The following is a 14,374-nucleotide window of genomic DNA, read 5'->3' as shown; positions in this document are numbered from 1 at the left end:
CGGCAAGCGGCTCCCACGGGTGGGAGCCGGCTTGCCGGCGATAGGGCTGGGCCTGTAAAAACCCAAAACCCCCATCCCCGGCACGGCTATTGCTACACCGCTGGCACCACACCGTTTTTATGACGGTCAGCCACGCGAGAGAGCACGATGCCCCAGGCCGCCCACCATTCCCGAGCCCTTGATCTGCAGGGGCGTACCCCGGTCGAACAGGAGAGTCGAGAGGGGCTGGAGCAGGCGTTCGCCCTGTTCAACCAGGTTTCCTCCCAGCTCAACCAGTCCTACAGCATGCTCGAAGCCCGCGTCAGCGAGCTCAAGGGCGAGCTGGCGGTGGTCGGCGCCCAGCGCATGGCCGAGCTGAACGAGAAGGAGCGCCTGGCCAACCGCCTGCAGAACCTGCTCGACCTGCTGCCCGGTGGGGTGGTGGTGATCGATGACCAGGGCCTGGTGCGTGAAGCCAACCCCGCAGCCTGCGAGCTGCTTGGCGAGCCCTTGCTGGGGCAGCTCTGGCGCCAGGTGATCGGCCGCTGCTTCGCCCCGCGCAAGGACGACGGCCACGAAGTGTCGCTGCGTGACGGCCGCCGCCTGTCCATCGCCACGCGTTCGCTGGACGCCGAGCCCGGCCAGCTGGTGCTGCTCAACGACCTGACTGAAACCCGTCGCCTGCAAGACCAGCTGGCGCGCCACGAACGGCTGTCTTCGCTGGGCCGCATGGTGGCGTCGCTGGCCCACCAGATCCGCACGCCGTTGTCGGCGGCCATGCTCTACGCCAGCCACCTGGCCGATGGCGAGCGCGAGCTCGCGCCAGAGACCCGTCAGCGTTTTGCCGGCAGCCTCAAGGAGCGCCTGCACGAGCTCGAGCACCAGGTGCGCGACATGCTGGTGTTCGCCCGCGGCGAGCTGCCGATGACCGACCGGCTGACCCCAAAAGCCCTGTTCCAGGCCCTGCAGCACGCGGCCCAGGCCCATGTGCAGGGGCATGCCGTGCGCTGGCAGTGCGACACCCACCTGGGCGAGCTGCTGTGCAACCGCGATACCCTGGTCGGCGCCTTGCTCAATCTGATCGAAAATGCCCTGCAGGCCAGCGAAAGCCCGGCGCGGCTCAAGGTGCACCTGTTCCGCCGCCAGCACAGCCTGCACCTGTGCATCAGCGATGCCGGCAGCGGCATTGCGCCAGAGCTGCTTGGGCGCCTGGGCGAGCCGTTCCTCACCACCAAGGCCACCGGCACCGGGCTCGGGCTGGCCGTGGTCAAGGCCGTGGTGCGTGCGCACCAGGGCAGTCTGCAACTGCGCTCCAGGGTCGGCCGCGGCACCTGCGTGAAGGTGGTGCTGCCACTGATCGACGGCCAGCCGGCGGAGGGCCTGTGATGCCCATCAAGGTGCTGCTGGTCGAAGACGACCGCGCCTTGCGCCAGGCGCTGGGCGACACCCTGGAGATCGGTGGCTTCGCCTACAAGGCCGTAGGCAGTGCCGAGGAGGCGCTGCAGGCGGTGGCGGGCGAGGCGTTCAGCCTGGTGGTCAGCGATGTGAACATGCCGGGCATGGACGGCCACCAGCTGCTGGCGCAATTGCGCCGCCATTACCCGCAGCTGCCGGTGCTGCTGATGACCGCCCACGCAGCCGTGGAGCGTGCCGTCGAGGCCATGCGCCAGGGTGCGGCGGACTACCTGGTCAAGCCGTTCGAACCCAAGGCGCTGCTGAGCCTGCTCGAGCGCCATGCCGCGGGGCGCCTTGGCGCAGATGAAGGGCCAGTGGCCAACGAGGCCGCCAGCCGGCAACTGCTGGAGCTGGCCGCGCGGGTGGCGCGCAGCGATTCCACGGTGCTCATTTCCGGCGAGTCGGGTACCGGCAAGGAAGTGCTGGCGCGCTACATCCACCAGCAGTCGCCGCGTGCGGCCCAGCCGTTCGTGGCGATCAACTGCGCGGCGATCCCCGACAACATGCTCGAAGCCACCTTGTTCGGCCATGAAAAGGGCGCCTTCACCGGCGCCATCGCTGCCCAGGCCGGCAAGTTCGAGCAGGCCGAAGGCGGCACCTTGCTGCTCGACGAAATCTCCGAGATGCCCCTGGGCCTGCAGGCCAAGTTGCTGCGCGTGCTGCAGGAGCGTGAAGTGGAGCGGGTCGGCGGGCGCAAGCCGATTGCCCTGGACATCCGCGTGCTGGCCACCAGCAACCGCGACATGGCCGGCGAAGTGGCGGCCGGGCGCTTCCGTGAAGACCTGTTCTATCGCTTGTCGGTGTTCCCCCTGGCCTGGCAACCGCTGCGCGAGCGCGCCGGCGACATCCTGCCGCTGGCCGAGCGCCTGCTGGCGCGGCACGTGGCGAAGATGAAGCATGCGCCGGTGCGCCTGTCGGCCGAGGCCCGCGCCTGCCTGCAAGCGCACAGCTGGCCGGGCAACGTGCGCGAGCTGGACAACGCCTTGCAGCGGGCGCTGATCCTGCAGCAGGGCGGGGTGATCGAAGCGGCGGATTTCTGTCTGGCAGGCGCCATTCCCTTGTCGGCTGCGGCGCAGGCCACTATTGCGCCAGTATCCGAGCCGGCCCCGGCGGACGCCGGTGGCCTGGGCGACGACATGCGTCGTCACGAATTCCAGATGATCATCGACACCCTACGCGCCGAACGCGGTCGCCGCAAGGAGGCTGCCGAACGGCTCGGCATCAGCCCGCGCACCCTGCGCTACAAGCTGGCGCAGATGCGTGATGCCGGCCTGGACGTGGAAGCCAGCCTGTACGGCTGATCGCGCCATTTCAAAGATCGTCGAGCGGGCTGGCACTCTTGTTGCTAGTTCTGGGCTATCCGCCGCATGAGTGTCAAAAAAATGCGGCCGCCGGAGAGAGAAGTTCATGAGCCAAGGTGTTGAATTCAATCGTCTGATGTTGGACATGCGTGCCATGCAGGCAGAAGCCATGTCCGCGCCCAAGGCCACTGCCGCGCCTGAGCTGGCGCCGGGGCAGAGCAGCTTTGCCGACATGCTCGGCCAGGCCATCGGCAAGGTGCATGAGACCCAGCAGGCGTCGACCCAGCTGGCCAATGCCTTCGAAATCGGCAAGAGCGGCGTCGACCTGACCGACGTGATGATCGCTTCGCAGAAAGCCAGCGTGTCCATGCAGGCGTTGACCCAGGTACGCAACAAGCTGGTCCAGGCGTACCAGGACATCATGCAGATGCCGGTTTGAGGACGGAAGTGAGTCATGGCTGAAGCAGTCGTCGAAAACGCCCCCGCCAAGAGCGGTTCGCCCGCGAGCAAGCCGCCGCTGTTCGGCATGGCGTTTCTGGAAAACATCTCGCAGATGCCCATGCTGCGCCAGGTTGGCCTGCTGGTCGGGCTGGCGGCGAGCGTGGCGATCGGCTTCGCCGTGGTGCTGTGGTCGCAGCAGCCGGATTACCGCCCGCTGTATGGCAGCCTGGCCGGCATGGACACCAAGCAGGTCATGGATACCCTGGCCGCTGCCGACATCCCCTACAACGTCGAGCCCAACTCCGGGGCTCTGCTGGTCAAGGCCGACGACCTCTCCCGTGCGCGCCTGAAACTGGCAGCCGCCGGCGTGGCGCCCAGCGATGGCAACGTCGGTTTCGAACTGCTCGACAAGGAGCAGGGGCTGGGCACCAGCCAGTTCATGGAAGCCACCCGCTACCGCCGCAGCCTCGAAGGCGAGCTGGCGCGCACCGTGTCCAGCCTGAACAACGTCAAGGCTGCCCGCGTGCACCTGGCGATCCCGAAAAGCTCGGTGTTCGTGCGCGACGAGCGCAAGCCCAGCGCCTCGGTGCTGGTCGAGCTGTACCCGGGGCGTTCGCTGGAAGCCGGCCAGGTGATGGCCATCGTCAACCTGGTCGCCACCAGTGTGCCGGAGCTGGACAAGTCGCAGGTCACCGTGGTCGACCAGAAGGGCAACCTGCTCTCCGAGCAGCTGCAGGACACCGCCTTGACCATGGCCGGCAAGCAGTACGACTACAGCCGCCGCATGGAAGGCATGCTCACCCAGCGCGTGCACAACATCCTGCAGCCGGTGCTGGGCAACGACCGCTACAAGGCCGAAGTGTCGGCTGACCTTGACTTCAGCGCGGTCGAATCGACCTCCGAGCAGTTCAACCCGGACCAACCCGCGCTGCGCAGCGAGCAGTCGGTCAACGAGCAGCGCGCCAGCAGCCAGGGCCCGCAAGGCGTGCCGGGTGCCCTGAGCAACCAGCCACCAGGCCCGGCCTCGGCGCCGCAGACCACCGCGGGCGCCCCGGGCGCCGCCGCCGCGATCCAGCCTGGCCAGCCTTTGGTGGACGCCAACGGCCAGCAGGTCATGGACCCGGCCACCGGCCAACCGATGCTCGCGCCGTACCCTTCGGACAAGCGCCAGCAGACCACCAAGAACTTCGAGCTGGACCGCTCCATCAGCCACACCCGCCAGCAGCAGGGGCGCCTGACCCGCCTGTCGGTGGCAGTGGTGGTCGATGACCAGGTCAAGGTCGACGCCAACGGCGAAACCACCCGTGCGCCGTGGGGCGCCGAAGACCTGGCGCGCTTCACCCGCCTGGTGCAGGACGCGGTGGGCTTCGATGCCAGCCGTGGCGACAGCGTGACGGTGATGAACGTGCCGTTCGCCGCCGACCGCGGCGAGGTGATCGCCGACATCGCCTTCTACCAGCAGCCATGGTTCTGGGACATCGTCAAGCAAGTGCTGGGCGTGCTGTTCATCCTGGTGCTGGTGTTCGGCGTGCTGCGCCCGGTACTCAACAACATCACTGGCGGCGGCAAGCATGCTGCCACGGACAGCGACATGGAGCTGGGCGGCATGATCGGTCTGGATGGCGAACTGGCCAACGACCGCGTCAGCCTGGGTGGCCCGACAAGCATTCTGTTGCCAAGCCCGAGCGAGGGTTACGAGGCGCAGCTCAACGCAATCAAAGGCCTGGTGGCCGAAGACCCGGGCCGCGTGGCCCAGGTCGTGAAAGAGTGGATCAACGCCGATGAGTGACAATCGAGCCATTACCGCCAAGCTCAGCCGGGTCGACAAGGCAGCCATCCTGCTGCTGTCGCTCGGCGAGACCGATGCTGCGCAAGTGCTGCGACACATGGGCCCCAAGGAAGTGCAGCGGGTCGGTGTGGCCATGGCGCAGATGGGCAACGTGCACCGCGAGCAGGTCGAGCAGGTGATGAGCGAGTTCGTCGAGATCGTCGGCGACCAGACCAGCCTGGGCGTGGGCTCCGATGGCTACATCCGCAAGATGCTCAACCAGGCCCTGGGCGAAGACAAGGCCAACGGCCTGATCGACCGCATCCTGCTCGGTGGCAACACCAGCGGCCTGGACAGCCTCAAGTGGATGGAGCCGCGTGCGGTGGCCGACGTGATCCGCTACGAGCATCCGCAGATCCAGGCCATCGTGGTCGCCTACCTGGACCCTGACCAGGCCGGCGAAGTGCTGAGCAACTTCGACCACAAGGTACGCCTGGACATCATCCTGCGCGTGTCGTCGCTCAATACCGTGCAGCCGGCGGCGCTCAAGGAGCTGAACCAGATTCTCGAGAAGCAGTTCTCGGGCAACTCCAATGCCGCGCGCACCACCCTGGGCGGCATCAAGCGCGCCGCCGACATCATGAACTTCCTCGACAGCTCCGTGGAAGGTGCACTGATGGACTCGATCCGCGAGATCGACAACGACCTGTCGGAGCAGATCGAAGACTTGATGTTCGTCTTCAACAACCTGGCCGATGTCGACGACCGCGGCATCCAGGCGCTGCTGCGCGAGGTGTCCTCCGATGTGCTGGTGGTGTCGCTCAAGGGCGCCGACGAGCGGGTCAAGGACAAGATCTTCAAGAACATGTCCAAGCGTGCCTCGGAACTGCTGCGCGACGACCTGGAAGCCAAGGGGCCGGTGCGCGTCAGCGACGTCGAGACCGCGCAGAAGGAAATCCTCACCATCGCCCGGCGCATGGCCGAGGCCGGCGAGATCGTGCTCGGCGGCAAAGGCGCCGAGGAAATGATCTGATCCACAGGTCCTCTGTAGGAGCGGCCTTGTGTCGCGAAAGGGCTGCGAAGCGGCCCCAGGATTCTGGATTCTGGATTCAGGATTTCAGTGTTGTTGCATAAATTGCTGGGGCTGCTGTGCAGCCCTTTCGCGACACAAGGCCGCTCCTACAGGGGGCGCATTGGTCGAACAGGGTTTTTGAGTACCTGAGAACATGCCCACCAAAGAATCCCACCCCAGTGACCTGATCCGCGCCCGCGACCTCGTGGGCGTCGACGTCTGGGCGTTGCCCAGCTTTGACCCGGAGCCTGCACCTGAGGCGGAACCGGAACCGGAAGTGGTCGAGGAAGAAGTCGAGGAAGTGCCGCTGGAGGAAGTCCAGCCGCTGACCCTCGAAGAACTCGAAGCGATCCGCCAGGAGGCCTACAATGAAGGCTTCGCCACCGGCGAGCGCGAAGGTTTTCACAGCACCCAGCTGAAGGTGCGCCAAGAGGCCGAGGAAGCGCTCAATGCCAAGCTGGCCAACCTTGAGCAACTGATGGAGCACCTGCTCGAGCCCATCGCCGAGCAGGACACGCAGATCGAAAAGACCATGGTGCACCTGGTGGCGCACATGGCCCGCCAGGTCATCGGCCGCGAACTGCGCAGCGACTCCAGCCAGATCACCCAGGTGCTGCGCGAAGCCTTGAAGCTGCTGCCCATGGGCGCCGACAACATTCGCATCCACCTCAACCCCCAGGACTTCGAGCTGGCCAAGGCCCTGCGCGAGCGGCACGAGGAGAGCTGGAAGCTGCTCGAGGACGATGCCCTGCTGCCCGGTGGTTGCCGGATCGAGACCTTGCACAGCCGCATCGACGCGACCATGGAAACGCGCATCGAGAAGGCCGTGGCGCAGCTGTTCGACCAGCTGCACGACCACGCCCTGCACCCGGCGGCGCCGGATGTGTCGGTCGAGATAGGCGCCAGCGATGCGCCTTGACCGCACCAGCTTCGGCAAGCGCCTGAGCGGCTACGCCGAAGCCATCGAGCTGCCGGCGCAGCCCGTGGTCGAAGGCCGCCTGCTGCGCATGGTCGGCCTCACCCTCGAGGCCGAAGGCCTGCGCGCCGCGGTCGGCGGGCGCTGCCTGGTGATCAACGACGACAGCTACCACCCGGTGCAGGTCGAAGCCGAGGTCATGGGCTTTTCCGGCAACAAGGTGTTCCTCATGCCGGTCGGCAGCATCGCCGGCATCGCCCCGGGCGCGCGGGTGGTGCCGCTGGACGACAGCGGCCGCCTGCCCATGGGCATGAGCATGCTCGGCCGGGTGCTCGACGGCGCCGGCCGCGCGCTGGACGGCAAGGGCGGGATGAAGGCCGAAGACTGGGTGCCGATGGATGGCCCGATCATCAACCCGCTCAACCGCGACCCGATCAGCCAGCCGTTGGACGTGGGCATCCGCAGCATCAATGGCCTGCTGACCGTCGGGCGCGGGCAGCGCCTGGGCCTGTTCGCCGGTACCGGCGTGGGTAAATCGGTGCTGCTGGGCATGATGACGCGCTTCACCGAGGCCGAGATCATCGTGGTCGGGCTGATTGGCGAGCGGGGCCGCGAGGTCAAGGAATTCATCGAGCACATCCTCGGCGAAGAGGGCCTCAAGCGCTCGGTGGTGGTCGCATCCCCCGCCGACGATGCGCCGCTGATGCGCCTGCGTGCGGCCATGTACTGCACGCGCATCGCCGAATATTTTCGCGACAAGGGCAAGAATGTCCTGTTGCTGATGGACTCGCTGACCCGCTTTGCCCAGGCCCAGCGCGAAATCGCCCTGGCCATCGGCGAGCCGCCGGCGACGCGTGGCTACCCGCCGTCGGTGTTCGCCAAGCTGCCCAAGCTGGTGGAGCGTGCCGGCAACGGCGAACCTGGGGGTGGCTCGATCACTGCGTTCTATACCGTGTTGTCCGAAGGCGACGACCAGCAGGACCCGATCGCCGACTCGGCGCGTGGCGTGCTCGACGGCCACTTCGTGCTGTCCCGGCGGCTGGCCGAGGAAGGCCACTACCCGGCCATCGATATCGAGGCCTCGATCAGCCGGGTCATGCCGCAAGTGGTCGATGCCGACCACCTGCGCCAGGCGCAGAAATTCAAGCAGTTGTGGTCGCGCCTGTCGCAAAGCCGCGACCTGATCAGCGTCGGCGCCTATGTCGCCGGCGGCGATCCGGAAACCGACCTGGCCATCGCCCTGCAGCCCAAGCTCGTGGACTTCCTGCGCCAGGGGCTGGACGAGAATGTCGGCATGGCCCAGAGCCGCCAGCAACTGGGGTCGATCTTCATGCCCCCGGGCAATGGTTGAGTAGCCCATGAGCATGCCCAGCCGTGCCGCGCGCCTGGCGCCGGTGGTGACCATGGCCGAGGAGGCCGAGCGCAAGGCTGCCCAGCGCCTGGGGCACTTCCAGCAGCTGGTGGCCCAGGCCCAGGCCAAACTGGGCGAGCTCGAGTCGTTTCGCGAGGGTTACCAGGCGCAGTGGATCGAGCGCGGTGGGCAGGGTGTCGATGGCAGCTGGCTGCTCAACTACCAGCGCTTTCTGGCTCAGCTCGAAACGGCGATGACCCAGCAGCGCCAGAGCCTGCTCTGGCACCAGAACAACCTGAAGAACGCCCGTGGTACCTGGCAGCAGGCGTATGCACGGGTCGAAGGGCTGCGCAAGCTGGTACAGCGGTACATGGACGAAGCGCGGCGGGCCGAAGACAAGCGCGAGCAGCGGTTGCTCGATGAACTGTCCCAGCGGCTGCCCCGGCAGGGGCATCTGTAACCTGCGGCGGCCCTATCGCCGGCAAGCCGGCTCCCACAGGAGCCGTGCCAGTGCCCTACCTGTGGGAGCCGGCTTGCCGGCGATAGGGCCGCATCAGGCATCCCCGGTTTGCCACTACCGCTAGCGCCTGCTAAACCTTGAAGAGTTGCATTCGCCATCATCGAAGGAATCGCTAGCATGGCAGTCGAGACCGATTTTTCGCAGGACGGGAAAAAACTCACGATCAAGGTCAAGGGGCGCTTCGATTTCGGCGAGCATCAGGAATTTCGCAATGCCTACGAGCGCCAGGATAAGCAGCCCGACGCGTTCGTGGTCGACCTGAAGGACACCACCTACCTGGACAGCTCCGCGCTCGGCATGCTGCTGTTGCTGCGCGATCATGCGGGCGGCGACGCCGCGGATGTGCGGGTGGTGCATGCCAGCTCCGACGTGCGCAAGATCCTGGCCATCTCCAATTTCGAAAAACTGTTTGACATCAGTTGAACGCCCAGATGCCTCCCGAACAGGCGTTGACCGTGCTGGTGGCCGAAGATGGCGCCACCGACCGCCTGTTGCTGGCGCAGATCGTCCGGCGCCAGGGGCATCAGGTCTTCACGGCGGAAAACGGCGAGCAGGCGGTGGCGCTGTTCGCCGAAAAGCGCCCGCATATCGTCCTGCTCGATGCCTTGATGCCAGTGATGGACGGCTTCGAGGCGGCGCGGCAGATCAAGGCCCTGGCCGGCGAGGCGCTGGTGCCGATCATCTTCCTGACCTCGCTGAACGAGGAGGGTGCCCTGGTGCGCTGCCTGGAGGCTGGGGGCGATGACTTCATGGCCAAGCCCTACAGTGCGGTGATCCTCGGCGCCAAGATCCGCGCCATGGACCGCCTGCGCCGGCTGCAGGCGACGGTCCTCGAACAACGCGACCTGATCACCCGCCATCACCATCACCTGCTCAACGAACAGCGGGTGGCCAAGGCGGTGTTCGACAAGGTCGCCCATTCCGGCTGCATCACCGCACCGAACATCCGTTACTTGCAATCGCCCTACGCGCTGTTCAACGGCGACCTGCTGCTGGCGGCGTTCACGCCCTCGGGCGACATGCACGTGCTGCTCGGCGACTTCACCGGGCACGGCCTGCCGGCCGCCGTCGGCGCCATGCCCCTGGCCGAGGTGTTCTATGGCATGACCGCCAAGGGCTACGGCCTGGCGCAGATGCTGCGTGAGATGAATGCCAAGCTCAAACGCATCTTGCCGGTCGACATGTTCTGCTGCGCGCTGCTGCTGAACCTGAGCGTGCAGCGCGGCACCGTGGAGGTGTGGAACGGCGGCATGCCGGATGGCTATCGGCTGTCGGGCGCAGGAGAGGTGCTGTCCACCCTGGCCTCGCGCCATCTGCCGCTGGGCATTCTCGCTGCCGAGCGCTTCGACGACAGCACCGAGGTACTGCCGCTGGCGGCGGGCGAGCGGTTGCTGCTGCTGTCCGATGGCGTGGTCGATACTGCGGACGATCAGGAGCGGCTGTTCGGCGTCGAGCGCCTGCGCGCGGTGCTGGCGGCCAACCGCGACCCGGTGCGCCTGTTCGACGAGGTGATGCAGGCGCTGCAGGGTTTTGGCGGGCGCCCGCGGGACGACATCAGCCTGTGTGATATCCGCATGTTCGCCGCCGAAGAGCGGGTGCCGGCGCCGACCCTCTATTCCGACAGCGGGCGCTCCAGCCCGCTGGATTGGTCGCTGGGCTTCGAACTGCGCGGCGAAAGCCTCAAGCGATTCAACCCGGTGCCCTACCTGGTGCAATTGCTGCAGGAGATCCACGGCTTGCGGCCGCGCACCGGGGCGTTGCACAGCGTGCTCAGCGAGCTGTATTCCAATGCCTTGGAGCATGGCGTGCTGGGCCTGGATTCGCGGCTCAAGCGGGACGTGCAGGGCTTTGCCGATTACTATCAGGAGCGCGCCCGGCGGCTGGGCGTGCTGGCCGAGGGCTTCGTGCGCATCGACCTGAAAGTGGAACCGCTGGCCGGCGGTGGGCGTCTGATGATCGAAGTGCGCGACAGCGGCGCCGGCTTCGATGTGCACCGGGTGCTTTCGCGCCCGCCGCAGGACCAGGGCCTCAGTGGTCGTGGCCTGAGCCTGGTGCGACGGCTTGCCAGCAGCGCGCAGTGGCGCGAAGGCGGGCGTTGTGCCCAGGTGCATTTCGAATGGTGAGCCGCCGGGCGCGGCTCGGTCATAATCCGGCTTGATCAAGGAGTGAGCAAGTGACTGACATGCATATCGACCACAGGGTGCTCAGGGACCTGCAAGAGGTGATGGAGGAGGGCTACCTGCAGTTGCTGGAAACCTTCCTCGAAGACTCCGAGCGGCGCCTGAGCCAGTTGCACGGTGCCCGCACTGCCGATGAGCTGGGCATGGCGGCCCACAGCTTCAAGGGCAGCAGCGGCAACATGGGTGCGGTCGGCCTGGCCCAGCTTTGCCAGCAGCTGGAGGAGCGGGTCAAGGAGCGCGCGTTGTACGGCATCGAGGACCTGATCCAGCGTATCGACCAGGAATACCTGGAGGTGCAGCGCTTTTACCGTGCCGAGCGCGAGCGGGTCTCGGCAAGCTGATCGGCAGGTTGGCGCGAGTTTTGCCTGTCTGTGCCAGGACGATATTCATGTTTTTGGCGCGGAGACCTTTCAATGCCTGTCGCACCCAACCCTTTGTTGCAATCCAGCACCCTGAGCAAGCCGTCGAACGCTGCTTCCTCGCGGCTGGACAAACCGCTGCAGGCGGCGGGCGGGCAGGGCGGTGGCTTCGACCAGGTGATGGCCAACCAGGGCCGCGACAAGCCTTCGCTGCGCGACGACAAGGTCAAGCCCAAGGACAAGCCTGATACCGACCAGGGCGGCAAGGCGGCGGCAGACGACAAGCCGGCCGTTGCCGATGACGGCAACAAATTGCCAGCCAGCGACCAGGCCCAGGCCAGCGCCGACGCCGACGCAAGCTCGGTGGATGCCAACCTGGTAGCCGGCCAGGTCACCGATGCCCAGCCGGGCGCGCAACTGTTGCAGGCCCAGGCCCAGACCGTGGCGCCGGTGTTGCAGGCGGCCGCTCAGCAACCACCGGCGCCGGCGTTGCCTGAAGAGGATGCCGGCGAAACCTTCGACCCCGAGGCCGACGCCCTGGCCAACATGCCCACCCTGCGCCTGGCGCTGGAGCAGAGCGCCCAGGCCAAAGGCACTACCTCGGCCCATGCCGCCAACACCGCGCAACAGCCACAGGTTGAGGATGGCGCGGTGGCCGTCAATCCATTGGCGAACCTGGTCGACAAGGTCGAAGCCGAGGCAGGCCATGCGGAGTCGGGTGACAAGGCCTTCGGCGCCTTGCTCGAAGACGGCCTGAAAGACACCAAGAGCGCCAGCAGCGATACCCGCATCGATGATTTTGCCAACCGCCTTGCCAGCCTGACCCAGGCGGCCACGGCCAAGACCGCCAACGCCGTGCCGGTGACCCCGAGCCCCCTGCACCAGCCGCTGGCGATGAACCAGAACGCCTGGGCCGAGGGCCTGGTCAACCGGGTCATGTACCTGTCCAGCCAGAACCTCAAGTCGGCCGATATCCAGTTGGAGCCGGCGGAGCTCGGGCGCCTGGACATTCGCGTCAACCTGGCGGCGGACCAGTCGACCCAGGTCACCTTCATCAGCGGCCATGCCGGCGTGCGCGATGCGCTGGACAGCCAGGTGCACCGCTTGCGCGAACTGTTCGCCCAGCAGGGGCTGGCGCAGCCGGACGTCAACGTCGCCGACCAGTCGCGCGGGCAGCAACAGCAGCAGGCGCAGCAGGATGGCTCGCAGTTGTCCGGCGTGGCGGCGCGCCGGGCGCAGGAAGGTGGCGCTGGCGAGCGGGGTGGTGAAGTGGCCGATGCCGCCCGGCCGGTCGAGCAGCAGGTGGTCATCGGCGACAGCGCGGTCGACTTCTACGCCTGATTTGCCGTGGCAGCACCGGCCTCTTCGCGGGGCAAGCCCGCTCCCACAGGTACACCACCGACTTTGGTGCAGTGGTGTACCTGTGGGAGCCGGCTTGCCGGCGATAGGGCCGGTACAGACTAAAACCCGAAATCTGGCATAACACTTGCTCAAGCCACGTCATCTCCTTTGAAACCCCGCTGGACGACGGATTATTGGCATGGCGAAGAGCGACGCAGTGAAAGACCCCGCCGCTAAAGGCAAACTCAAGCTGATCTTGCTGCTGGTGCTGGCACTGCTGCTGGCCGTCGGCCTGTCGGTGGGCGCCACCTGGTTCATCATGCACAAGAGCGAGCCGGCCCCGGCGGCCGACCCGGCGGCGGCCAACGTCAAGCCGGCGGCGATTTACGAGCCGCTGGCCCCCGCCTTCGTGGTCAATTTCAACCAGAACGGCCGCCAGCGCTACATGCAGGTGAGCATCACCCTGCAAGGCCGCAACCAGGCCGACCTGGATGCCCTGAAGGTGCACATGCCGGTGATCCGCAACAACCTGGTGATGATGTTCTCCGGGCAGGGCTTCGACAGCCTGGCCGGCAGCCCGGTGGGCCAGGAGATGCTGCGTCAGAAAGCCACCGCGGTGGTGCAGGAAGTGGCGCAGAAGGAAGTCGGCAAACCTGTGGTCGACCAGTTGCTGTTCACCAATTTCGTATTGCAGTAGGAGTCCGCCATGGCCGTACAGGACCTGCTGTCCCAGGATGAGATCGATGCCCTGCTGCATGGCGTCGACGATGGGCTGGTACAGACCGAAAGCGCTGCCGAGCCTGGCAGCATCAAGAGCTACGACCTGACCAGCCAGGACCGTATCGTGCGGGGTCGCATGCCGACCCTGGAAATGATCAACGAGCGCTTCGCCCGCTACACCCGCATCAGCATGTTCAACCTGCTGCGCCGCTCCGCCGACGTGGCCGTGGGTGGCGTGCAGGTGATGAAGTTCGGCGAGTACGTGCATTCGCTGTACGTGCCCACCAGCCTCAACCTGGTGAAGATCAAGCCGCTGCGCGGCACCTCGCTGTTCATCCTCGACGCCAAGCTGGTGTTCAAGCTGGTGGACAACTTCTTCGGCGGCGACGGCCGTCACGCCAAGATCGAAGGCCGCGAATTCACCCCGACCGAGCTGCGCGTGGTGCGCATGGTGCTGGACCAGTGCTTCGTCGACCTCAAGGAAGCCTGGCAGGCGATCATGCCGGTCAACTTCGAGTACATGAACTCCGAGGTCAACCCGGCCATGGCCAACATCGTCGGGCCGAGCGAGGCGGTGGTGGTGTCGACCTTCCACATCGAGCTCGACGGCGGTGGCGGCGACCTGCACGTGACCATGCCGTACTCGATGATCGAGCCGGTGCGCGAAATGCTCGATGCCGGCTTCCAGTCCGACCTGGACGACCAGGACGAGCGCTGGGTCAAGGCCCTGCGCGAGGACGTGCTGGACGTGTCGGTGCCGCTGACCGCCACCGTTGCCCGCCGCCAGCTGAAGCTGCGCGACATCCTGCACATGCAGGTCGGCGACGTGATCCCGGTGGAGCTGCCCGAGCACCTGGTGCTGCGCGCCAACGGCGTGCCGTCGTTCAAGGCGCGCCTGGGTTCGCACAAGGGCAACCTGGCCCTGCAGATCATCGACCCGATCGAACGCCGCTGACGGCGTGCCGGTCGCT

General features: G+C 66.5%; 14 protein-coding genes. All 14 read left to right on the top strand.

Going from position 1 to position 14,374, the window contains the following annotated elements; all coding sequences use genetic code 11:
• Positions 1–147: 147 nt before the first annotated feature.
• The 14 genes from L6D75_RS07480 to fliM all read left to right on the top strand — a co-directional run bounded on the left by L6D75_RS07480 (position 148) and on the right by fliM (position 14,358).
• Positions 148–1,365 carry a sensor histidine kinase gene (locus L6D75_RS07480; protein WP_176513122.1) on the top strand — a complete coding sequence of 406 codons (1,218 nt, stop codon included), beginning with the start codon at positions 148–150 and terminating at the stop codon, positions 1,363–1,365.
• Positions 1,365–2,735 carry a sigma-54-dependent transcriptional regulator gene (locus tag L6D75_RS07475; RefSeq protein ID WP_176513124.1) on the top strand — a complete coding sequence of 457 codons (1,371 nt, stop codon included), beginning with the start codon at positions 1,365–1,367 and terminating at the stop codon, positions 2,733–2,735. The genes L6D75_RS07480 and L6D75_RS07475 overlap by 1 nt, the downstream gene beginning before the upstream one ends.
• Positions 2,736–2,841: 106 nt before the next feature.
• Positions 2,842–3,174 carry a flagellar hook-basal body complex protein FliE gene (fliE, locus tag L6D75_RS07470; RefSeq protein ID WP_008097326.1) on the top strand — a complete coding sequence of 111 codons (333 nt, stop codon included), beginning with the start codon at positions 2,842–2,844 and terminating at the stop codon, positions 3,172–3,174.
• 15 nt (positions 3,175–3,189) lie between these two features.
• Entirely contained in the window at positions 3,190–4,965 is a 1,776-nt protein-coding gene (gene fliF / locus L6D75_RS07465; protein ID WP_176513126.1) for a flagellar basal-body MS-ring/collar protein FliF, read from the top strand.
• Positions 4,958–5,977 carry a flagellar motor switch protein FliG gene (gene fliG, locus L6D75_RS07460; protein WP_027921181.1) on the top strand — a complete coding sequence of 340 codons (1,020 nt, stop codon included), beginning with the start codon at positions 4,958–4,960 and terminating at the stop codon, positions 5,975–5,977. Before fliF ends, fliG begins: the two co-directional genes overlap by 8 nt.
• Positions 5,978–6,170: 193 nt before the next feature.
• The gene (fliH, locus tag L6D75_RS07455; RefSeq protein ID WP_176513128.1) at positions 6,171–6,935 is read left to right on the top strand and encodes a flagellar assembly protein FliH; all 765 of its coding nucleotides are present in this window, start codon (positions 6,171–6,173) and stop codon (positions 6,933–6,935) included.
• A complete protein-coding gene (gene fliI / locus L6D75_RS07450; RefSeq protein ID WP_176513130.1) occupies positions 6,925–8,283 on the top strand; it encodes a flagellar protein export ATPase FliI in 1,359 nt (452 codons plus the stop codon). Before fliH ends, fliI begins: the two co-directional genes overlap by 11 nt.
• Positions 8,284–8,290: 7 nt before the next feature.
• Positions 8,291–8,743 carry a flagellar export protein FliJ gene (fliJ, locus tag L6D75_RS07445; RefSeq protein WP_176513132.1) on the top strand — a complete coding sequence of 151 codons (453 nt, stop codon included), beginning with the start codon at positions 8,291–8,293 and terminating at the stop codon, positions 8,741–8,743.
• A 177-nt stretch (positions 8,744–8,920) separates the two neighbouring features.
• Positions 8,921–9,226, top strand: a complete 306-nt coding sequence (locus L6D75_RS07440) for an STAS domain-containing protein (RefSeq protein WP_176513134.1) — start codon at positions 8,921–8,923, stop codon at positions 9,224–9,226.
• Between the two features lie 8 nt (positions 9,227–9,234).
• Complete coding sequence (locus L6D75_RS07435; RefSeq protein WP_176513136.1) at positions 9,235–10,926, top strand: fused response regulator/phosphatase; 1,692 nt, start codon at positions 9,235–9,237, stop codon at positions 10,924–10,926.
• Positions 10,927–10,976: 50 nt separating this feature from the next.
• Positions 10,977–11,324, top strand: a complete 348-nt coding sequence (locus tag L6D75_RS07430; protein WP_176513138.1) for an Hpt domain-containing protein — start codon at positions 10,977–10,979, stop codon at positions 11,322–11,324.
• 72 nt (positions 11,325–11,396) lie between these two features.
• Complete coding sequence (locus L6D75_RS07425; RefSeq protein ID WP_176513140.1) at positions 11,397–12,683, top strand: flagellar hook-length control protein FliK; 1,287 nt, start codon at positions 11,397–11,399, stop codon at positions 12,681–12,683.
• Between the two features lie 199 nt (positions 12,684–12,882).
• Complete coding sequence (fliL, locus tag L6D75_RS07420) at positions 12,883–13,380, top strand: flagellar basal body-associated protein FliL (RefSeq protein ID WP_176513142.1); 498 nt, start codon at positions 12,883–12,885, stop codon at positions 13,378–13,380.
• A 9-nt stretch (positions 13,381–13,389) separates the two neighbouring features.
• Positions 13,390–14,358 (top strand): flagellar motor switch protein FliM, encoded by a 969-nt coding sequence (gene fliM, locus L6D75_RS07415; RefSeq protein WP_176513144.1) that lies wholly within the window; start codon positions 13,390–13,392, stop codon positions 14,356–14,358.
• Positions 14,359–14,374: the final 16 nt, after the last annotated feature.

Origin of the sequence: Pseudomonas faucium (assembly GCF_021602585.1) — a bacterium.
GTDB lineage: Bacteria > Pseudomonadota > Gammaproteobacteria > Pseudomonadales > Pseudomonadaceae > Aquipseudomonas > Aquipseudomonas faucium.
This window is presented reverse-complemented; position numbering and strand designations above follow the sequence as displayed.